This is a genomic window from Planctobacterium sp. AWM4_229 (genome assembly GCF_056160305.1).
Genome location: NZ_JBSWWX010000009.1, coordinates 123,832 through 143,121, shown reverse-complemented (window position 1 = coordinate 143,121; position 19,290 = coordinate 123,832). Strand labels below are relative to the sequence as shown.

Genomic DNA, 19,290 nt, shown 5'->3' with positions numbered 1-19,290 from the left:
TAATTGTGAAAATGACTAATAGAATTTAGGGGAAATGCTGAAAATTTAGTGAATTTAGTCAAATGCTGAACTACCTAAAAAGCAATGTCTTTGGTAGTAAAGGGGAGAGATACATTAAGCGAGGTTATCAGAAATGTGTTTAAGCTCTTCGATTAACTGGGTGATGTGTTGCTCGAACAGTTTTAATCGTTGTTTGCAGTCGGCATTGCGATTGTCTTTAAATTCGTTGAATATTGTGCGTAAAGCGATGAGAATAAGCTTAATCTCCCGCTTTTGTTCACTGTACTCTTGAAAAGAACTACATTTAAAAGCCGTATCCAGTGCCAATACTTCCACCTCAATACTTCTTATTCGTCGTGTTTCTTTTTTTCCTAGTGGTATGTCGTTATAACTATGGCGACAAGCGATTGCATGTTGTTCGCTTTGCTGCCTTATCAAGTGATATGGAAAATAGATGACGTTTTGTTGTGATTTGGATAGCCGAGACAGCTTTTCCCAAATCGATTTGAGATTCAGTCTGATGGCTTGACTGGAAGATAAAGAAAAAGCACACACTTGCTCATAACCAGAAGCACTGGTTGTCGTAGCATAATCAATTTTCGGTTGTCGATTCATACAATCACCCTATACATATTATTATTCGGGCAAATAATAGGTCCTGTTCAATCGCTAAATATTCCTTTGGCGAGCAATATTCTTGCTGATCTTGTAGCTATATTGTATTGCGCGAGTAAATCAAGCTCAATGCAATGTCACGTGAGAGTGGGTATGGCGTGCTAGATTTGGGTATGAAGTTTCAAACCTTATTTGCACCTGATGGTGATTAAAAGGTATGTATTTACATACCTAAGTGGTGGTTTGCATTCTCATACCTGATTTAGTTCAGGTAAACTAAGCTTGAAGTAAATGCAATCTACGGGCAGTACCGCTGTCAGGAGCCGTCAAAATGCAGTCAGACAACCTCACAGTCAATGATTGGGTTAAAGAAATCACTCATGAACTCAGGCACAGAAACCTGAATACCAGTCAGCGTATATCACTGTCATTTTACATTGAACACAATTCTGATTCATCTGCAGGTAAACTAGCTAAAGACCTTGCCACAGAAGGCTTTGATACTGATGTTGATGCTTTTCAGCAACATCTCGACAAATGGCGTTGCTGGGCGAATATAGGTATTATTCCTAATACCTCTAATTTGCGTTGGATTATACAGTTGCTAAATGAAAAGAGTGAGCGCTTTTCTGGCAGGATTGCAGGTTGGGAAACCAATCCTTATGAATCCAGTCAGGAATTAGGTCAACTGATGGCCAGACTCGAAAGTACCTGGCAAGAGGTAGCTGGTTAGTGAGCCTGTGTAAGGTCATTGATTGAAGGCATAAGAGTGTTGGGAAGCTTTATAACTCTTCTCTGTTCATAATGATATTTATCTAAAGAATCTTGATAATATTTGTTAAATAACTGCTCTATCTGCAATTTAATTATTGGGTCTTTGAGTCGGTCGGTAAGGTATTGGTGCAGTTGTTGGTTGTCTTTATTAACGTAGAAAAGTAATGCAAAGTCATAGTGCAGTGCCACATGGTCGGCGACTTCTAGCTCATATTGAGAGAAGGTATTGAGCTCATTAGAAATCTCTAAAATGGAGCGAGGAAACAGCTCAAATCGACCATTTGCTAACATGGAAAACAAAGCTGGGTAAGATTCAGCCGGCACAACTTGTAGTCCGGCGCGCTGGAACATGTCTATTTCAACCCAGGTGCTACCCTGACCAATGGTATAAGATTTTAAGTCGTCTAGTTGCGCTACGTTTCTCAACATATCTCGGTTGGATTTTTTTACCAAGAACAAACGATAGCCTATCAAGCCTTTCATGATCGGAAAATCAACAGCCCTGAATTGTTTGACATTGGCAGCACTTGCCCCTCCCCAAGCGATGTCCACTTCTCCCCGCTTTAGCAATGCCAGTAATTTGTCGTACTCCCTTTTGAGTGGTAAGGCCTGTAATTGATATCGTTTAGACTGGGTAAAAATCACTTTTACAACGGCGACCGTGTACAGATCGCGTTTATCTTGCAGGTCGATTGAAATAGGATAAACAATAGTTTGTTTTGGCGTGCTATGCGTGACAAAGGATAAACCGCAGGCAAAAATTAAAAAGAGCATCTTTTTAGTGAAAGTCAGGCCCGGATTCATGATGACTTGCGAAGTAATTGATCTGTTAACTAAGTGTAGTCAACAAATCAGGTAGGGTAAAAACTAAAAAGCCCCGGTCACTGACCGGGGCTTTTGTATACTTACTAGTAAGCGGAATTACTTAGCAGCTTTACGCGCCTTAGCTTCTTCGATTACTTTTTCAGATACTGCATTCGGACAAGGCATGTAGTGTGAGAACTCCATAGAGAACTGACCACGGCCAGAAGTCATAGTACGCAGGTGCCCGATGTAACCGAACATCTCAGAAAGAGGTACGTCTGCTTTAACACGTACACCTGTTGCGCCAGCTTCCTGATCTTTGATCATGCCACGACGACGGTTCAAGTCACCGATTACGTCACCAACGTGATCATCTGGGGTGAATACGTCAACTTTCATGATTGGCTCGATTAACTGAGGACCAGCCTTAGGAATCGATTGACGGAAAGCCCCTTTCGCTGCGATTTCGAACGCTACTGCAGAGGAGTCAACTGCGTGGAAACCACCGTCGAACAACTCTACTTCAACGTCTAGTACTGGGTAACCAGCTAGTACGCCTTCTTCCATCATGCCCTTGAAGCCTTTTTCGATGGCAGGGAAGAATTCTTTAGGTACGTTACCACCAACAACAGTAGATTCGAACTTGAAGCCTGAGTTAGGCTCACCTGGCTTGATGCGGTAGTCGATTTTACCGAACTGACCAGAACCACCAGACTGCTTCTTGTGAGTGTATGAATCTTCAACCATTTGCGTGATAGTTTCACGGTAAGCAACCTGAGGCTGACCTACTTCCAGTTCAACACCATAAGTACGCTTAAGGATGTCTACTTTGATATCTAAGTGAAGCTCACCCATACCTTTCAGGATGGTTTCGCCAGAATCTTCGTCAGTTTCAACCTGGAATGACGGATCTTCTGCAACCATCTTACCGATGGCAATACCCATTTTCTCAGTAGAACCTTTATCTTTAGGTGCTACAGCGATAGAGATTACCGGCTCAGGGAAGATCATAGGCTCAAGCGTACAAGGGTTGTTAGGATCACATAAAGTGTGACCAGTTTGTACGTTCTTCATACCTACAACTGCGATGATGTCACCGGCTTGTGCAGAGCTCAACTCAGTACGCTCGTCGGCGTGCATTTCAACCATACGGCCGATACGCTCTGTTTTACCTGTAGCAGAGTTAAGGATGGTGTCACCCTTGTTCAGAACACCTGAGTAGATACGGATAAAGGTCAATGCACCGAAGCGGTCGTCCATGATTTTGAACGCCAGAGCACGGAACGGCTCATCTGCAGATACAATGGCTTTTTCGCCAGTAGGCTCACCGGTTTCTTCGTCTGTCAGATCTTGAGGATCAACTTCTTGAGGAGCTGGCAAGTAATCTACAACAGCGTCCAATACCAACTGAATACCTTTGTTCTTAAAGGCAGAACCACAGTAAGTTGGGAAGAAGGCCAGTTCGCGAGTACCTTTACGGATACAACGCTTGATGTCTTCGATAGAAGGCTCCTCGCCATCCATGTAAGCCATCATCAGATCGTCGTCTTGCTCAACCGCAGTTTCTACTAGTTGCTCACGGTATTCTGCCGCTTTGTCAACCATGTCAGCTGGGATGTCAGTCACTTCGTAGTTTTCTGGTAAACCAGAATCGTCCCAGATGTACGCTTTTTGAGAAAGTACATCGACAACACCTGTGAATTCGTCTTCGATACCGATTGGCAATGTCATTACCAGCGGGTTTGCCGCCAATACGTTTTTCACTTGACCAACAACGCGGTAGAAATCTGCACCCATACGGTCCAGTTTGTTTACGAAAATGATACGAGCAACTTCAGATTCGTTAGCATAACGCCAGTTAGTTTCTGATTGAGGCTCAACACCACCTGAACCACAGAATACACCTACACCGCCGTCAAGTACTTTCAAAGAACGGTATACTTCAACGGTGAAGTCAACGTGTCCTGGAGTATCGATGATGTTTAAGCGGTGATCATTCCAGAAACAAGTTGTTGCAGCAGACTGGATGGTAATACCACGCTCTGCTTCCTGTTCCATGAAGTCGGTAGTTGATTCACCGTCATGTACTTCACCGGTTTTATGGATTTTACCGGTAAGTTTAAGAATACGTTCTGTAGAAGTTGTCTTCCCCGCGTCTACGTGAGCGAAGATACCAATATTTCTGTACTTAGCTAAGTCTGTCATGGCTTCACTTTTTGGAGTTAAAAAAAAATTGCGCGGCAGTATACATCATTTTTGCAAAATTGATCAGGGTTATTATCACTTATCTGATTATTTTACGCTCAAATGATGAAAAACCAGGCATTTCAGGTGCTTTGCGCGTTTATTGTACGATTTTGTTTCCGAAACAGGCAAAAATACTGTGCTCTTATGACAAAATCGTGAAGTTTCGAGACAATAAATTCTATCAACGAGGTTCGTTACTTGTGAAATTGTCGCCTTTCACCAGGGATAGAGAAGTATGGATAACTGGATTGTTTTAAAAATTGTGGGATTTCCTTGGGTACATGAACGCCTATGTGCTGCTCCACTTGTAATATCTCATTGAGAATATCTCGTCCTTCGAGCGACATAAAAAACCAGTAGGGGGGAAAATTCACTGACGTTTCATGATTCTGCCAGTGGTTTTTATAAGGCAGATAGTGATCATCGTCAGGATCGGCATCACCCATATGCATGGCACTGAATGCATCGCCAAGTTCGATTCTAAACACGATATTCTGTACGTCTTTTCTTGCGGGCCAACCGGCATGAGGGATCCGAACTGCTTGCACGTTTAATTCTGCCACCTGTTTTGATTGCATTGGGGCATTAAAAGAGAGGTCGAAGCCAATTAATTGCGAGGCAGTTAAATTGTACTCCTCGAGTAAATCAATCGCCTGTTGTGGAGCAATCAGTTTTGTTTCGGGAAAACGTCGCAAGTACTCGGCCACATCCACAGCAGAAAAATGGTCTTCGTGGGCATGACTGATGACTATTGCGTCTATACCATTATAAGGGGCTTCGCCTTGCATGATAGCCTTTTGCAGGTGCTTCGGAACAAGTTGAAATACACCAAAGTCATTGTGAAAGAAAGGATCAAACAACACTTTTTTGCCTTCTGATTCAACCAGTACCGCGCTGTTTCCCAGGTATTGTGCATCGCCATGGGCAAAACCGTAACTGATATTCAGGCAGAGCAATAGCGCAAGTGTCAGTTTTCGTCGCAATTCACTTAACATCAGTTTTTTTCCTTGGTGGTTGCATAAAACTTTTAATGGTTGGCGTTACTCTAATGAGACCTGGTCGCTCGACTCTCGCCAGTATCCCACTAATTTGTCAATAATGCGTAAGCTTTGTCAACCAAAGGTAAACATTCGCGTTGTAAGCATTGAATCCCCCGCAGTTTGGAGAAAAAAATGCGATACAGAACTTTGGCTATATCGATAGCGATTGCACTAAATGGCTTTGCCGCAACGGCACAACAAAACGATGGATTGGAGCGAGACAGGAGCAACCGCAATTCGGTATCCCCGGTGCGCAATATTGAGCGTGACCACCCACCTGCACCTGACGTCCCGGTATTTGATATTCGCGCCTATGATGGCAGTAATAATAATCTGGAAAATCCAGATTGGGGCAAAGCGCACATTCAACTGCAACGTTATACTGCAGCGGATTATAGTGATGGCATCAGTTCTCCCGCGGGTGAAGACCGCCCTTCCGCCAGAGAAATCAGTAATTTGGTTTTTGCTCAAAGCCACGACGTACAAAATGCGAAAATGGTTACTGATTTTATGTGGCAGTGGGGACAGTTTTTAGATCACGATATTGATTTGACAGACGGTGTTGATCCAGAAGAGCCCGCCAACATTAACGTACCAACAGGTGATGTGTTTTTTGATCCGCAAGCTACTGGTATAGCCCAGATTTCCTTAAACCGTTCTGTATATGATATTGAAACCGGAACGGGTTTTGATAATCCTCGTCAACAAATTAACGAAATTTCAGCCTGGATAGATGCTTCCAATGTGTATGGCTCTTCAGCAGAACGGGCCAATGCACTGCGAACTTTGGACGGAACAGGTCGACTAAAAACCAGCGAAGGCAATTTGTTGCCTTTTAATGATGATGGTCTGGCCAATGCCGGGGGCACATCTGCTGCACTTTTCCTGGCGGGCGATGTGCGCGCCAATGAACAAGTGGGGTTGGCTACAATGCACACCTTGTTTGTGCGGGAACACAATCGACAGGTGGAGAGGATAAAAAGGGACAGTCCTGACTTGAGCGGTGAGGAGCTTTATCAACAGGCGCGAGCAATTGTAGCCGCTCAGATGCAAGTGATTACTTACAACGAGTTTTTACCCCTGTTACTCGGGCGTGACGCGTTACCTCGCTATCGCGGTTATAACTCAGAAGTTGATGCCAGTATTGCCAATGAGTTTTCCACCGGGGCTTATCGATTAGGGCATAGCCTGTTGAGCCCACAGTTGTTGCGTCTTGATGAAAATGGGGAAGAAATTGATGCAGGCCATTTGTCATTACGTGATGCCTTCTTTCGTCCCTCGGAAATTATCAATGAAGGGCTCGAGCCTGTACTGCGTGGCTTAGCCACACAAATTTGTCAGTCTATTGATAATTATGTCATAGACGACGTACGCAACTTTTTGTTTGGTGCCCCGGGGGCTGGTGGCTTTGATTTGGTATCACTTAATATTCAGCGGGGGCGCGATCATGGCTTACCGGGGTACAATCAAGCCAGAGTTGCGTTGGGATTAATTCCGGTTTCTGAGTTTACTGAAATTTCCAGTGACCCGTTAGTTTCTTCGGCGCTGGCAGAAGCATATGAATCAGTGGACGATATTGATTTATGGGTGGGTGGTCTGGCAGAAGACCACCATCAGGATGCTATGGTAGGTGAACTGTTCTTCCATATTTTACGTCGTCAGTTTCTGGCGTTGCGCGACGGTGACAGATTTTGGTATCAAAATGTCATGTCTGAACGGCAGGCAAGTCGCATAGAAGAAACTCGACTGTCAGATATTATTCGCCGAAACACCGACGTCGGCAGAGAGCTGCAGCGCAATGTTTTTCTTTCTCCTGAAGTGCAAGAGAGAGAGGAGCGAAACTCCGACGGTCAGGGGCCAAACGGTAGGCCGTAACAATGAACAAGGGCGTTATATCCATTGATATTATTGGCGCCCTAGTTTATTTCATCTTTGTGTCTGTTTTTATTCCCGTGAATGTTGCCGAAGATGGCACCACCCGTTACACAAAGCAAACTGAGCGCGATAAATAGGGTGATTTGTTCTGCCAATACTGGAACAGCGATTAAGGCGGCGAGTACCGGCACAAAGGCCATGGTAACCGCCATATTGTTAGCCCCTATGGTCTTGGCTGCTTTCACATACAACAAGAGCTGCACAACCGCTGCCAGTACGCCTTGATAGCCCGCTTGTAACCAAATCTCACTGGCTGGCGCTTGTCCCAGGTTTGAAGGCAAAAACAAGATAAAAATCGGCAGGTATACCAAGGTGGTAAATAAAGATACGGCCACTACCGTTGCATAAGGATCAGGGTGCCACTTTTTCAATAGCGCGTTAAAAACCCCCCAACTCAATGCAGCACAAATGAAGAGAATATCACCTGTTAGTGTTTCCGGACTGACGGTCAGTGTTTTAGTACCTAACAATATTATCCCTAGTGAAATAATAGCCAAAGCAAGCAGGGCTTTGCCTTTTACTGGAGTGCCAATGATTAACCAGATACAAAGACTGATGGCAACCGGCATAAAGCCCGGTAAAAATACTGCAGCGTGATTGGCCGGTGCCAAGGAAAATGCCGTAAAGGCACATATTGCGTATAACATGCCACCAAATACAGCGAGCAATAAATAGCGAATATTCAGGAAATTAACGCGAGAAGACAAAAACCACCACACAGGGATTGAGACCAGGCTGGCAACACCGTATCTAAGGGCAATCAAGTCAAAATTATTTAGTGCGTGAGTGGCTCCAAATCGGGAAACCACGATAAAGCCACTCCAGATAGAAACCACCACGGCGGCCATGATATAGCCAGTTAATAGGGAGTAGTTTTTTTGCATTGTTCAATTCTTTTGATGGCGGCTGTGTAGCGCTGAGTCTAACCATGAAAACCTTCGGGTACAAACAAATAACAACAACCGTCTAAGAAATGGCCTGGACTTTGCCTCTAATACTCATCTGACAATCAATATTGTTGCCAACGTTAGAAATCTGACGTTGCGTAATATCGGGGTTTTTTATGACAAAAGTGATAAAAATCAGTGTTTTGTGTGCTGCCATTAGTAGTGCTACCGGCTGTGCTTCGCTGGAGTTAATGGCGGTGGGTGGAGTGAGTTATTTATTGACTGGCAAAGGTTTGACGGATCATGCAATGTCAGCGGTCATGGAACAAGACTGTGCCTGGCATCATTTGCTAAATGATGAGCCACTCTGTGCAGAATTGATAAGCAGCGAAGAATCGCCACAACTGCTAGCTGCAAATGAGCTTGTAACAGAGCAGGTAGACCAGGGTACTCTTGTGCAAGATGAATTCAAACAAGAATCAAGAATTTCTGCGGCGGTCAGCGAGAAAGGCAATGCAGAGACTGAATTGTTTGTGGCTAATGAATCACAATCGGAATTAGCGCAAAGCTATGCTGTGATAGGCAGCTTTAACGATCTCAAATTCGCTTATGAGCGCAGTATGTTGTATCGCCATTACAATACGCTGATTGTGGAGAACCCGGAACAGAGTGCGACGCGATTTCGAGTCGTAATAGGTCCCTTACAAGACCGCTCTTTATTGCATCTCATCCATCTGGATGAAAGTCATAAACAAGAGGAATTATGGACTATCGAGCTGTGCTCAGACTCATTATTGCCGCCACCGTGCGCTGGCAGTGAGATGTTGGCCCAATTACCAGCGACGGGAGTTTAGCGAAATCGCTTTAAACAAATTTAGATGGGGAGTGAGTTGCCGGATTATTCCGGCAACGTCACATTGAGTTCCAGTACAGATAAATCATCTTCTTTTTGCTCAAGCTGCACTGAGATGGCATCCGGGCTGATTTCCACATATTTGCGTATCACATCCAGGATGTCTCGCTCCATTTGCGGTAACCAACTGGGGCCAGTGCGCTTTTTGCGTTCATGAGCCACAATAATTTGTAAACGCTCTTTCGCAACGGAAGCCGCAGGTTTCTTTTTCGGACGAAAATAATTCAATAATGACATCGTTGCTTACCCCCCAAATAAACGCTTCAATAAGCCTTTCTTTTCTTCAGTAAGAAAGCGGAAGTCTAGCTTTTCACCTAACAAGCGCGCGATTGCATCCTGATAAGCCAGGCCCGCATCACTTTCCTGATCCATAACTACGGGCTCACCCAAGTTGGACGCTTTCAACACCGCTTGGGATTCGGGAATAACACCCAATAGAGAAATGGCGAGTATTTCGTTGACATCATCAACACTGAGCATCTCACCTGCTGTAACGCGTGTCGGGTTGTAACGGGTCAATAACAGGTGTTCTTTGACTGGCTCAAGCCCTTGCTCTGCGCGGCGTGATTTGGAGGCCAGAATTCCCAAAATACGGTCCGAATCTCGCACCGAGGACACTTCCGGATTAGTAACAACAATGGCTTCATCGGCAAAGTACAGCGCCATTAATGCCCCTTGTTCAATGCCAGCAGGCGAGTCACAAATGATAAAGTCGAAGGTTTGCTTGAGCTCTTCCAGAACTTTTTCCACACCTTCTTTAGTCAGTGCATCTTTATCCCGAGTTTGTGAGGCTGGAAGGATATACAAACCATCTACTCGTTTGTCTTTGATCAGCGCCTGATTTAAATTGGCATCGCCATTGATAACATTGACAAAGTCATACACTACGCGGCGTTCAACGCCCATGATCAAATCCAGATTACGCAAACCAATATCAAAGTCTACAATAACTGTTTTGTGGCCTTTCAGAGCCAGGCCTGTGCCGATGGCCGCGCTGCTGGTAGTTTTACCCACGCCGCCTTTTCCAGACGTTACGACAATAATTCGTGACATAATTTTTCCTATTGTTTAAGCCTCAAGCGAGGTCAGGTGTAACTGTTCCCCGCTGAGTGCAATACAAGTATTCTTTTCCCAATGGTCCTGCAGTTTTTCTGAGGTCCAATAGTGACCATTAATACTCACCAGTTCAGCCTGCAACTTGCGGCAAAAAATCCGCGCCTCGTTGTTGCCCGAAGCCCCAGCGATAGCGCGACCGCGCAGGGCGCCATAGATGTGGATGTTACCGTCTGCGATGACTTCGGCGCCGTTACTCACCGAGCCAACGATGATTAGATCTGTGCCTTTGGCATAGATCTGCTGGCCGGAACGCAAGTTTTGCTGCACGATTTTGCCAGGTTGAGATTCGTGGACTTTTACCACTTTCTCTACTATTTGCGGGGCATTTTGCACAGGTGTTATTGCTGGTGCGGTTTTTTTCGCCGCCGTCATCAGAGCAAAGCCGGCATCATTGGCTGCTTGTTTGAATGGTTCAGGACAACCGGTAATGCCAACAGGTAGTAATTTCAACTCAGATAACAGTGATTTTAATGCGCTGAATTCCGGCATGGTTTCGCAGGTTTCCAGGTTAATCACCACGGGTGCCAGGTCAAAAAACTGTGGTGCCTGAGCAATTTTTGAGGCGAGTTCATGTTTAACTTTGATGAGGTCCGGGCTGGTAATTTTCACTACAGATAGAGTAAAACCCGTGCCTTTTAATTCTACAGTTTGTTCAGACATTCTTATTGTTTTTAGTTGATGAAAATTTGGGGGAAGAGATTCTGAAAGCCCATTGTTCGCAGTTTATAGCGCAGGATCCACGGGTGCAAGCAGCATTACTGTGACACTCAGATGACAGCTTAAAAATCAATCAGTTAGTGAAAATTTTAACGCTGATTGGGGGTTAAAAACTGAAAGTCTCGTTTCATTTTTTTCCGACCAGTGGCAATTGTGGTCATTTTCCATACTCTCTTCCAGATGCTTTCTTGCACGTAAGGCACACCGTATTGCTCACACAGGGCTTTTACTTTAGGTTGAATCAGTCGATATTGACGCATTGGCAGCGCCGGGAACAAATGATGCTCTATCTGGTAATTAAGATACATTTGCGATAAATCCAGCCACTCATTGCCGCAATGGTAGTTGGCTGAACCGGTGATTTGTCGTAAATAATAGCCGCTGCCTTTGCGTTCCTTTTTTTCGATATCATCAAACCGGAAAAGATCATCACCAGCATGGTTAGGCACGATAATGAGAAACGTATGTAGGTTGTGTAAAAGCTCTGCCGCTAAGCGACACATCAAAAAGGCCCAACCCGCTGCAAAGGCCCATTCTAATATCAGTGGCAGTAATACAAAGTGCACGCTGACATAGGGGATAAATAATTGCAGCCACATAACCCGCTGGGATTTTTGTCTGATGTCGAAGAAATTCCCAAAGTCTATTTTGTTGTGGCCACGTAAGTAGGACAAGGTCCTGGCTGAGTAATAGGTGATTTTCCAGGTCAGCGCAAAAAACAGCAATACAACGATTTTTAACGGCCATGGCACAGAAGAGGAGGCTAACCAGTCGAGGTTTTCCTCTACCAGATCCGGATCTTTCAATTCACCGGTAAATGAATGATGCAGATAATTGTGCTCATAATTCCAGGCTTCGGGCTTGATCCAGTCAAACCAATCAATATAACGACGCCAACCTTGTGCATAATGCTTAGAGTGAAAGCGCTTTGGAATACCTGTAATTTTGTTATAGCCGCCGTGACCAATGTGGTGCATGAGTAGCCAGCCGATCATCAGAGACCAGGCGATTAACAGGCTACTGACAAAATAGTATTCGCTAATACAGGCCACAATACCTGCCAGAAAAGATAAGTGTCCCATAAGACCAATGGCACGCATGTGGTAGTAGTCTTTTTGGCTACTATTGCGCTCCGCCTCTTTACCAATGGCTTTGAGCTCTTCAGTGAATGCTGTTAAATCCATGTGTTTGGATAAATCTAAATTCCGTATCCGAGCACTTTAACACGTAAATAGGGGTTGTTGTTTTTACCAGGGGATTTTTTTGCGTTGGCCTGGCTTCCTTGCCATTCAATTAGTGATGATGCTTATGCTGCCCCTGAATCTGCTGACCTTTTTCATTGTAAAAACCAGAAGCGGCTTCCTCGACAAAGCCCAGGTTAATCATTTGCATCAAAAAGGGATCGGATTCGTTGTCACCAATATCAGCGTAATCCGTCAGGTAATACTTTTCCCAAAGTTGTGCTTGAGCATTAATTTTTTCTTTATCCCGCGAGAGGTTCACCAGTTGCCAGTGCTCCGTACCATTTGGGTCCTCAGTTTTGAGGGATTTGATCAGCTTGTATTCTGGTAACCACTCCACAGTCAGGCTGCGTGTTTTAGCTTCTGTTCTTAATACCTGAACCTTTCCATAGTGGTCATCCTGATAGCTTTTCACTATTTTTAGCTGCGCCAGAAAGTCGTCGCTCAGTAGCTGATACTTTTCAGACCAATCTCGTTTCTGGTGGCCTTTGATATCAGCTGCTGCGTACTCCACGCCTCTGTCGTGCGCATCGAATAATTTGAGTAGTTTAACCCGATTATTTTTTTGTAAGGTCCAGTGCTGGGAAAGCTGCTGCTGGTTAAACTGGTGTACTACTTGATTGGCACTGAGTCGCCACAAGCCAAGTTCTCTTGTGGATTCAGCATGGTCATGATTGTTTTGTTTAACAGTGATCTCATAATTTGCCAATAAAGCTTCACTGGCGAATGAATTTTGTTGTAAGCAGAAAAGCAGAATAAGAGATAAAAGTGTCTTGAGTTTCATGATTTCAGTATTGTTTTCAGTTCATTAAAAAAATCGGGACCATTATGGTCCCGATTTGTGTCGAAAAAATTAAGCCTTACTTAATTTAATGCTTCTTCTGCAGCGCTTACCATATCTGCTGCATATTCCATTACATGGAATATAACGCTTTGCTCGTTAGTACCGGTAACCAGGTGTGCACCGGGACCACTTGCGTAAATACCCACATCCTCAGCCGCGTGAGTTTCTGAAGAAAGCGGAACTAACGCTTCCTGGTGGAAACCCGGAGCTGTGGTATCAACATCAGTTAAGTCAACGCGACCCGTAACAGGACCAGCACTACCGTATACGGCATCGGCATCGGTTTCTGTGCCAAAATCGTGATATCCACGGCCGTTGGTGTAACCCAAAGTGGTGTAAGGCATACCATCAGAAGCCAACGAGACTTCATCAGAGCCGACAGGAACCACTTTACCTAAGATAGGATTACCGCGCTTGGGATAGCCTGCGATGGTAAATACATGACTGTGGTCAGCCGTAACGATGATTAACGTGTCGCTATCGTCCGTCATGTTGATGGCTGTTTGCACTGCATCATCAAAGGCAATGGTATCGGTTAATGCGCCATAGGCACTGCCTGCGTGGTGACCGTGGTCAATACGACCCGATTCCACCATCAAGAAGAAACCATCCTGGTCATTGTCCAGAATATCAATGGCTTTGGCTGTCATTTCGGCAACAGAAGGCTCTCCAGCGATGTCATTGGCGCGGTCAGCTTCGTACTGCATGTGCGACTCGTTGAACAAACCAAATACGCGTGTGGTAGTTGCAGCATCAATGGCGTCAAAACCAATCTGGTCATAAACATAAACACCGTCAGTATATGTTGCCTGCCACTCGGCTGTCAGATCACGACCATCAGTACGGTCGCCCTCTACTGAGCTGGCTGCATCAGGTGAGTTGAATGCTTCGTCTTTGGGTAAGAAGTGACGACGACCACCACCCATGACTACCTCGATACCATCCACGTCCAGGCCGTCAAAGCGCGCTTCGAGGTTAGCTTCGAAGTTAACCAGCTGAGAAGCGATATCTTCACAAGCGGTTTCCGTTTCTGGCATGTCAGAGATATCTTCCCAGTTGCGATCTGCTGATTTGGCATAGGTAGAAGCCGGGGTCGCGTGGGTGATACGCGCCGTTGAGATAATACCCGTTGCTTTACCGGCAATTTCAGCCAACTCTAAAGCGGTGACTAACTCGTTGCCAGCAACCGTTGCACAGCTACCGCGTTCTACGCCTTCAGCAACACCGATAACACCAACGTCGGTTTTTACACCAGCAACCATAGCGGTCATGGTGCCCGCCGAATCTGGCGTTTGCGCATCCACGTTGTAGGTTTTAGAAAAACCAGAGAAGGGCATGTTATCCATTGCCAATACGTGCTCTTCGCCTTCAAGCCCTTTGTTCTGGCCATCCAGGATACGCGCTGCGGTTACGGTGGAAATACCCATGCCGTCACCCACAAACAAGATCACGTTTTTCGCTTTACCGCGAACATCTGCAATGTCACGTGCAGCCACTTTTTCAATGACCAGTCCTTGTGCTTCAGCCGCTTTTAATGCGCGAGCCGCAGTGGGGTCAGTAACATCAGCCCAAATTTCTTGTGCATTAGCGATTTCAGCTTGACCGGCAATGAAGTACTCATTGGTGCGGCTGGTTTCCAGCGCTGCATCATCCAATTGTGCAATCGCCGGTGAGCAAACGTATTCGGTGGCTGTAATTTCGCCAGCATCCAAAACGCCGTCGCCATTGGTATCCAGGCCTGAGTCAATTTGAACACCGCCGTTGCGGCAGTTTTCATTGCCAACCTGTAACGCCGTTTGGCTGATTAAGCTGTTCAGACCATTACTGCCGTCTGCACCATCAGAACCATCGGCACCGTTTGCGCCATCAGCGCCATCTGTTCCATTAGAACCATCAATACCCGGTGCGCCTTGAGGACCGGCCGGACCTGCTGGTCCTTGGTCGCCGTCATCACCGTTACAACCTGCCAATCCGATAACGGAAGCAGCAATCAATGTATAAATAAACTTTTTCATTTTGAAATCTTCCTTAGTCAACCAGATCAAGCGCTTGATCAATAAGGTGGAAAACGACACTTTGCTCAATAACACCCTGTGCATATTGAGAACCCGGCCCCATGGCGTGCAATGAAATATCTTCACCAGCATGAGTTTCTGAACTCGTAGGAATGGTCGCTTCCTGGTGATAGCCAGGTTGTGTAGTGTCGACAGCTGAAGTATCTACTCGACCCGTCACGGCATCTAAAGCGTAGGTTGCATCAGCATCTGTCTCTGTTCCTAAATCTCGGTAGCCGCGACCATTGGTGTAACCCACTGTGGTGTAGGGCAGGCCATCAGCAGCCAGTGAAGGTTCTTCAGCGCCGACAGAAACCACATGACCAAGGATGGGGTTGCCGCGTTTTGGGTAACCTGCAATAGTAAATACGTGGCTGTGGTCAGCCGTAACCAGGATCAGTGTTTCTTCCGGGTCTGTTGCGTCCACAGCAGCTTGTACTGCATCAGCGAAGGCAATCGCGTCAGTTAAGGCACCATAAGCACTACCGGCGTGATGACCGTGGTCAATACGACCCGATTCCACCATCAGGAAAAAGCCTTTGTCGTTGTTGTCTAGTACATCAATCGCAGTGGCTGTCATCTCGGCAATAGAAGGTTCGCCAGCGATGTCGTTGTCGCGATCTGCCTCGTACTGCATGTGAGACTCGTTAAACAAACCAAATACGCGCTCAACTGAATCTGCGTCAATGGCATCAAAGCCGGTTTGGTCATACACATACACACCATTTTGATATTGCGCCTGCCACTCAGCAGTCAGGTCGCGACCATCAGTGCGGTCACCTTCTACACTGCTTGCTGCATCAGGCGAGTTGAATGCTTCATCCTTAGGCAAGAAGTGACGACGACCACCGCCCATAGCCACTTCGATACCGTCTACATCGATACCCGGATAACGATTTTCAAGGTACATTTCAAAGTTCACTAACTGGTCTGCAATATCAGCACAGGTGCCAACAGCATCTTCTGGCATGTCAGAAACATCTTCCCAGTTGCGGTCAGCTGATTTTGCGTAAGTGGCAGCCGGTGTGGCGTGAGTGATGCGGGCGGTAGAGATAATACCGGTGGAAAGCCCCTTGATTTCAGCCAGTTCTAAAGCGGTAACCACTTCATTCCCCGCCACTGTTGAGCAGTCTCCGCGCTCAATGTCTTCATCAACACCAATAACACCCACGTCGGTTTTCAAACCAGACATCATGGCTGTCATGGTACCCGCTGAGTCGGGTGTTTGAGCATCGACGTTGTAAGTTTTGACTTGCGCTGAAAACGGGAAGGTTTCGAAGCTTAAATAACCTTCTTCACCGGAGTTACCTTCTTGCTGGCCTTTTAAAATGCGCGCCGCAGTTAAGGTTGAAATCCCCATGCCGTCACCCACAAACAAAATAACGTTTTTCGCTTTTTGTTTTGGATCTCTGGCCAGTTTACTGGTGATTTGCGTTTGACCGTCAGTATACCAGGCGCTGCTACTTTGCACCTCTGGTAATACTTGAGCATGAGTCGCGGCGGATACGGCTAACGCCAATGCGCTAACCGGAGCAATCCAGTTCGTCTTCATGTGTTGTATTCCTGATAGATTAATTGTTGGGTTGAGGAATGTAGTTCTAGAACCACAAAACCCGGACGAGGATAGGCGGGATTAATGAAACAAATTTTATGTTTTTGTGTCTCATCAGTAACTTATATGTGACAAGAAAGGCAATTTTATGAATGAAATATGTCAGGCTTTCAGGTGTTTATTACTTCACTTAAATGAGGGAGGTTGTGTGAATAAAGGAACAGTGTAACGGCGTTGTAATTTCTGGCACTCATTGAATAAGACTTTCTGTTGCAATAATAAGACGAACCCGTGAAACAAATGACTGAAGTGTGAAGGTTTTATTAAGTTGGCGGGTGAATGTTTTTGAGAAATGATACTTTTATGGTGCACAGGTGGAATAAAAATACAGTCTGCATGAAATGATATATTATATCAATAGTGGATTGGTTTTAATTTAAGTGGTCAATAACCATTTCACCTTGGACATCGAGAGTGAGAAAGTTATTTTTCGGGTTGTCACATTTGATAATACTGTGTTTTTGACAACATTATATTATGCTCATTAGGTGGTACGCTTTTATTTCGTGAGTGGTGCTGTGAATCCATGAATTCAAAAACTAAACACAAGCTAAATAATCTGTTGGGCATCATGCAGGGGAATCTCGAATTGTTGCACGACGATGCTTCGCTTGAGATAAAACAAAAGAGCCGAGTTATTAAAGCCATAACAGCATTGGAACAGATAAATCAGCTGTTGGAACAGGAGCCCTCGCAACCATCCATCGATTCTGCCGACAGTGCCACATTAGAGAGCAGTGCCATTGAATCCAATTCAAAGGCCGTAAATTGCTGGCGTATTTTGGTAGTGGATGACGAAACTGAGTTGCTACAAATTATTCAGAAGCAATTGGAGCTGGCAGGTCATATTGTTGACTGTGCGCCAAATGCTGAGGCTGCTATAAAACTGCTAAAATCTGCACCGGATTACGATCTGTTGTTAACAGATGTTGTCATGCCCGGAGAAATGAATGGTCTGGAACTCGCCTCTCAGGTTATGTTGTTAAAGCCAACTATGGCCATTGTGTTGATGACTGGCTATGCCAAAGAGCTTGAGAAAAATGAAGTCTTGCAAACCCCACGCTTGAAGGAATTATGTCAGCAAGCATTAAAGAAGCCTTTCAGTTATGAAATGCTGTTACAAAAAATCAAACAGACTATGGATAGCTAATTTGCCCAATTTGGGCAAATTAAAATCAAAGATTGGATCTGCTGAAAAGCTACACTATTATGACAAGCAATCGTTGTCTTGAGTGTCCTGAATTTTATGAGTCAAATGAAGGTTGTACCCGTAGCTGAGTTAAAAGTGGGGATGTATGTCGATGCTGTGCATCAACAAAAAGGGGATCTGAAGGTTAAGACTCAAGGCAAGGTAACAACCGATAAAGCCATCGCGTTTCTCAAGGCTAAGGGCGTTGTATCCCTGGTGATTGACTTAGAAAAAAGTGACTTAGCCGAAGAATCGCCACAAGAAGAGCAACATTCAGGCACGGATGTAGAGGCTTCAGAAACGCGAAAAGTGTCAGTATCCATGGAAGATGAATTGACGCAAGCCAGCGCTTTGTATGAGGAAGCAAAGCACATTCAAAAGAAGTTACTGCACTCCATCAAAGCCGGATTACCGGTAAACTTTGCCCCAATAAAAGATGTCAGTGACCGATTTGTCGCCTCTCTGGACAGAAACCCTAACGCTCTGCTGTGCATGACCCATCTGCGAGAAAAAGATGCTTATTTGCTGGAGCATTCCCTCAACGTCGGGATCTTAATGGGCGCGTTCGCTCAATATCTGGAACTGGATGAAGATGTTGTATCAGAGCTGGCACTCGCTGGTACTTTGCACGATATTGGCAAGATTGAGATCCCTGATAACATCTTACTCAAGCCCGGAAAGCTAACGGATGACGAAATGACCATCATGAAAGGTCATGTTATCAAAGGCCTGGAAGTGCTCAAAAGAATGGATGGTGTCACTGAGCGTTTATTCAACGTAGTGGCACAGCATCATGAACGGCTAGATGGCACTGGCTACCCCATGGGACTGGACGAGGATGACATCAACATCTATGGCCGTATGATTGCCATTGTGGATGCCTACGACGCAATGACGGCAGACCGTTGTTATAAAAAAGGTATGTCTCCAAATCAGGCGTTAAAAATAATCTTAAAGTGCACTGATTCTGAGTTGGATAGAGCGCTGGTTAATAAGTTTATTAAATACATCGGCGTACACCCGGTGGGTAGTTTGGTAAAACTCGATTCGGAAAAACTTTCATTGGTGACTGAGCACAATGAAGACAACCCGCTTTCGCCCAAAGTAAAAACCTTTTATTCTTTTCGTTCCAACCATTTTGTCGCGCCAAAAGATGTCAACTTAGCGGATAAGCATTGTCGTGAAAAAATAGCCAGCGCGGTTCGGGCTGAAGACATCAAAATCAACTACAAAAAGTTCTTTGCTGAGCAAATAGTTATTTCAAATTAGTGGTTTGTTATTGCTGGCGAATTATAGCTGTTA

17 protein-coding genes are annotated in these 19,290 nt (G+C 45.2%); 5 read left to right on the top strand and 12 right to left on the bottom strand.

Going from position 1 to position 19,290, the window contains the following annotated elements; genetic code table 11:
* Nucleotides 1-114 precede the first annotated feature (114 nt).
* Nucleotides 115-615, bottom strand: a complete 501-nt coding sequence (locus ACXAGP_RS19280; RefSeq protein WP_475263251.1) for a hypothetical protein — start codon at nucleotides 613-615, stop codon at nucleotides 115-117.
* Between the two features lie 331 nt (nucleotides 616-946).
* Between ACXAGP_RS19280 and ACXAGP_RS19275 the strand changes: the two genes are divergently transcribed.
* A complete protein-coding gene (locus tag ACXAGP_RS19275; RefSeq protein ID WP_475263249.1) occupies nucleotides 947-1,348 on the top strand; it encodes a ribonuclease E inhibitor RraB in 402 nt (133 codons plus the stop codon).
* Here ACXAGP_RS19275 and ACXAGP_RS19270 read toward each other — a convergent pair.
* From ACXAGP_RS19270 to ACXAGP_RS19260, 3 genes are all read right to left on the bottom strand, one after another.
* Complete coding sequence (locus ACXAGP_RS19270) at nucleotides 1,345-2,193, bottom strand: substrate-binding periplasmic protein (protein ID WP_475263248.1); 849 nt, start codon at nucleotides 2,191-2,193, stop codon at nucleotides 1,345-1,347. The genes ACXAGP_RS19275 and ACXAGP_RS19270 overlap by 4 nt on opposite strands.
* Before the next feature lie 117 nt (nucleotides 2,194-2,310).
* Nucleotides 2,311-4,398, bottom strand: coding sequence for an elongation factor G (gene fusA / locus ACXAGP_RS19265; RefSeq protein ID WP_475263247.1), 2,088 nt, complete (start codon nucleotides 4,396-4,398; stop codon nucleotides 2,311-2,313).
* Between the two features lie 236 nt (nucleotides 4,399-4,634).
* Nucleotides 4,635-5,435, bottom strand: a complete 801-nt coding sequence (locus tag ACXAGP_RS19260; protein ID WP_475263245.1) for an MBL fold metallo-hydrolase — start codon at nucleotides 5,433-5,435, stop codon at nucleotides 4,635-4,637.
* Nucleotides 5,436-5,612: 177 nt separating this feature from the next.
* Between ACXAGP_RS19260 and ACXAGP_RS19255 the strand changes: the two genes are divergently transcribed.
* Nucleotides 5,613-7,355 carry a peroxidase family protein gene (locus tag ACXAGP_RS19255; RefSeq protein ID WP_475263244.1) on the top strand — a complete coding sequence of 581 codons (1,743 nt, stop codon included), beginning with the start codon at nucleotides 5,613-5,615 and terminating at the stop codon, nucleotides 7,353-7,355.
* Nucleotides 7,356-7,396: 41 nt separating this feature from the next.
* On the opposite strand, the gene ACXAGP_RS19250 is transcribed toward ACXAGP_RS19255, so the two are convergent.
* A complete protein-coding gene (locus tag ACXAGP_RS19250) occupies nucleotides 7,397-8,299 on the bottom strand; it encodes a DMT family transporter (RefSeq protein ID WP_475263243.1) in 903 nt (300 codons plus the stop codon).
* A 179-nt stretch (nucleotides 8,300-8,478) separates the two neighbouring features.
* On the opposite strand from ACXAGP_RS19250, the gene ACXAGP_RS19245 reads away from it, so the two are divergent.
* A complete protein-coding gene (locus ACXAGP_RS19245; protein WP_475263242.1) occupies nucleotides 8,479-9,156 on the top strand; it encodes a hypothetical protein in 678 nt (225 codons plus the stop codon).
* 44 nt (nucleotides 9,157-9,200) lie between these two features.
* Here the strand turns inward: ACXAGP_RS19245 and minE are convergent, their stop codons facing one another.
* The 7 genes from minE to ACXAGP_RS19210 all read right to left on the bottom strand — a co-directional run bounded on the left by minE (nucleotide 9,201) and on the right by ACXAGP_RS19210 (nucleotide 16,739).
* A complete protein-coding gene (minE, locus tag ACXAGP_RS19240; protein WP_338294011.1) occupies nucleotides 9,201-9,452 on the bottom strand; it encodes a cell division topological specificity factor MinE in 252 nt (83 codons plus the stop codon).
* A 6-nt stretch (nucleotides 9,453-9,458) separates the two neighbouring features.
* The gene (minD, locus tag ACXAGP_RS19235) at nucleotides 9,459-10,268 is read right to left on the bottom strand and encodes a septum site-determining protein MinD (RefSeq protein ID WP_338294010.1); all 810 of its coding nucleotides are present in this window, start codon (nucleotides 10,266-10,268) and stop codon (nucleotides 9,459-9,461) included.
* A 15-nt stretch (nucleotides 10,269-10,283) separates the two neighbouring features.
* Nucleotides 10,284-10,991, bottom strand: a complete 708-nt coding sequence (gene minC / locus ACXAGP_RS19230; RefSeq protein WP_475263241.1) for a septum site-determining protein MinC — start codon at nucleotides 10,989-10,991, stop codon at nucleotides 10,284-10,286.
* Between the two features lie 146 nt (nucleotides 10,992-11,137).
* Nucleotides 11,138-12,232 carry a fatty acid desaturase family protein gene (locus tag ACXAGP_RS19225; RefSeq protein WP_475263240.1) on the bottom strand — a complete coding sequence of 365 codons (1,095 nt, stop codon included), beginning with the start codon at nucleotides 12,230-12,232 and terminating at the stop codon, nucleotides 11,138-11,140.
* Between the two features lie 109 nt (nucleotides 12,233-12,341).
* The gene (locus tag ACXAGP_RS19220; RefSeq protein WP_475263239.1) at nucleotides 12,342-13,073 is read right to left on the bottom strand and encodes a hypothetical protein; all 732 of its coding nucleotides are present in this window, start codon (nucleotides 13,071-13,073) and stop codon (nucleotides 12,342-12,344) included.
* 80 nt (nucleotides 13,074-13,153) lie between these two features.
* Nucleotides 13,154-15,148: an alkaline phosphatase gene (locus ACXAGP_RS19215; RefSeq protein ID WP_475263238.1), complete on the bottom strand. Its 1,995-nt coding sequence runs from the start codon at nucleotides 15,146-15,148 to the stop codon at nucleotides 13,154-13,156.
* Between the two features lie 13 nt (nucleotides 15,149-15,161).
* Entirely contained in the window at nucleotides 15,162-16,739 is a 1,578-nt protein-coding gene (locus ACXAGP_RS19210; RefSeq protein ID WP_475263237.1) for an alkaline phosphatase, read from the bottom strand.
* Nucleotides 16,740-17,325: 586 nt separating this feature from the next.
* Here ACXAGP_RS19210 and ACXAGP_RS19205 point away from each other — a divergent pair.
* Together ACXAGP_RS19205 and ACXAGP_RS19200 are read left to right on the top strand one after the other, a co-directional pair.
* The gene (locus ACXAGP_RS19205) at nucleotides 17,326-17,949 is read left to right on the top strand and encodes a response regulator (RefSeq protein ID WP_475263236.1); all 624 of its coding nucleotides are present in this window, start codon (nucleotides 17,326-17,328) and stop codon (nucleotides 17,947-17,949) included.
* Between the two features lie 96 nt (nucleotides 17,950-18,045).
* Nucleotides 18,046-19,257, top strand: coding sequence for an HD-GYP domain-containing protein (locus ACXAGP_RS19200; RefSeq protein ID WP_475263235.1), 1,212 nt, complete (start codon nucleotides 18,046-18,048; stop codon nucleotides 19,255-19,257).
* Nucleotides 19,258-19,290: the final 33 nt, after the last annotated feature.

What these genes read in the sequence shown, in the direction of transcription:
- ACXAGP_RS19255 (WP_475263244.1), top strand. Translation starts at nt 5,613, where the DNA reads ATGCGATACAGAACTTTGGCTATATCGATAGCGATTGCACTAAATGGC.
- ACXAGP_RS19225 (WP_475263240.1), bottom strand. Translation starts at nt 12,232, where the DNA reads ATGGATTTAACAGCATTCACTGAAGAGCTCAAAGCCATTGGTAAAGAG.
- ACXAGP_RS19260 (WP_475263245.1), bottom strand. Translation starts at nt 5,435, where the DNA reads ATGTTAAGTGAATTGCGACGAAAACTGACACTTGCGCTATTGCTCTGC.
- fusA (WP_475263247.1), bottom strand. Translation starts at nt 4,398, where the DNA reads ATGACAGACTTAGCTAAGTACAGAAATATTGGTATCTTCGCTCACGTA.
- ACXAGP_RS19210 (WP_475263237.1), bottom strand. Translation starts at nt 16,739, where the DNA reads ATGAAGACGAACTGGATTGCTCCGGTTAGCGCATTGGCGTTAGCCGTA.
- ACXAGP_RS19245 (WP_475263242.1), top strand. Translation starts at nt 8,479, where the DNA reads ATGACAAAAGTGATAAAAATCAGTGTTTTGTGTGCTGCCATTAGTAGT.
- ACXAGP_RS19215 (WP_475263238.1), bottom strand. Translation starts at nt 15,148, where the DNA reads ATGAAAAAGTTTATTTATACATTGATTGCTGCTTCCGTTATCGGATTG.
- ACXAGP_RS19220 (WP_475263239.1), bottom strand. Translation starts at nt 13,073, where the DNA reads ATGAAACTCAAGACACTTTTATCTCTTATTCTGCTTTTCTGCTTACAA.
- ACXAGP_RS19275 (WP_475263249.1), top strand. Translation starts at nt 947, where the DNA reads ATGCAGTCAGACAACCTCACAGTCAATGATTGGGTTAAAGAAATCACT.
- ACXAGP_RS19200 (WP_475263235.1), top strand. Translation starts at nt 18,046, where the DNA reads ATGAGTCAAATGAAGGTTGTACCCGTAGCTGAGTTAAAAGTGGGGATG.
- ACXAGP_RS19205 (WP_475263236.1), top strand. Translation starts at nt 17,326, where the DNA reads ATGAATTCAAAAACTAAACACAAGCTAAATAATCTGTTGGGCATCATG.
- ACXAGP_RS19270 (WP_475263248.1), bottom strand. Translation starts at nt 2,193, where the DNA reads ATGAATCCGGGCCTGACTTTCACTAAAAAGATGCTCTTTTTAATTTTT.
- ACXAGP_RS19280 (WP_475263251.1), bottom strand. Translation starts at nt 615, where the DNA reads ATGAATCGACAACCGAAAATTGATTATGCTACGACAACCAGTGCTTCT.
- minE (WP_338294011.1), bottom strand. Translation starts at nt 9,452, where the DNA reads ATGTCATTATTGAATTATTTTCGTCCGAAAAAGAAACCTGCGGCTTCC.
- minC (WP_475263241.1), bottom strand. Translation starts at nt 10,991, where the DNA reads ATGTCTGAACAAACTGTAGAATTAAAAGGCACGGGTTTTACTCTATCT.
- minD (WP_338294010.1), bottom strand. Translation starts at nt 10,268, where the DNA reads ATGTCACGAATTATTGTCGTAACGTCTGGAAAAGGCGGCGTGGGTAAA.
- ACXAGP_RS19250 (WP_475263243.1), bottom strand. Translation starts at nt 8,299, where the DNA reads ATGCAAAAAAACTACTCCCTATTAACTGGCTATATCATGGCCGCCGTG.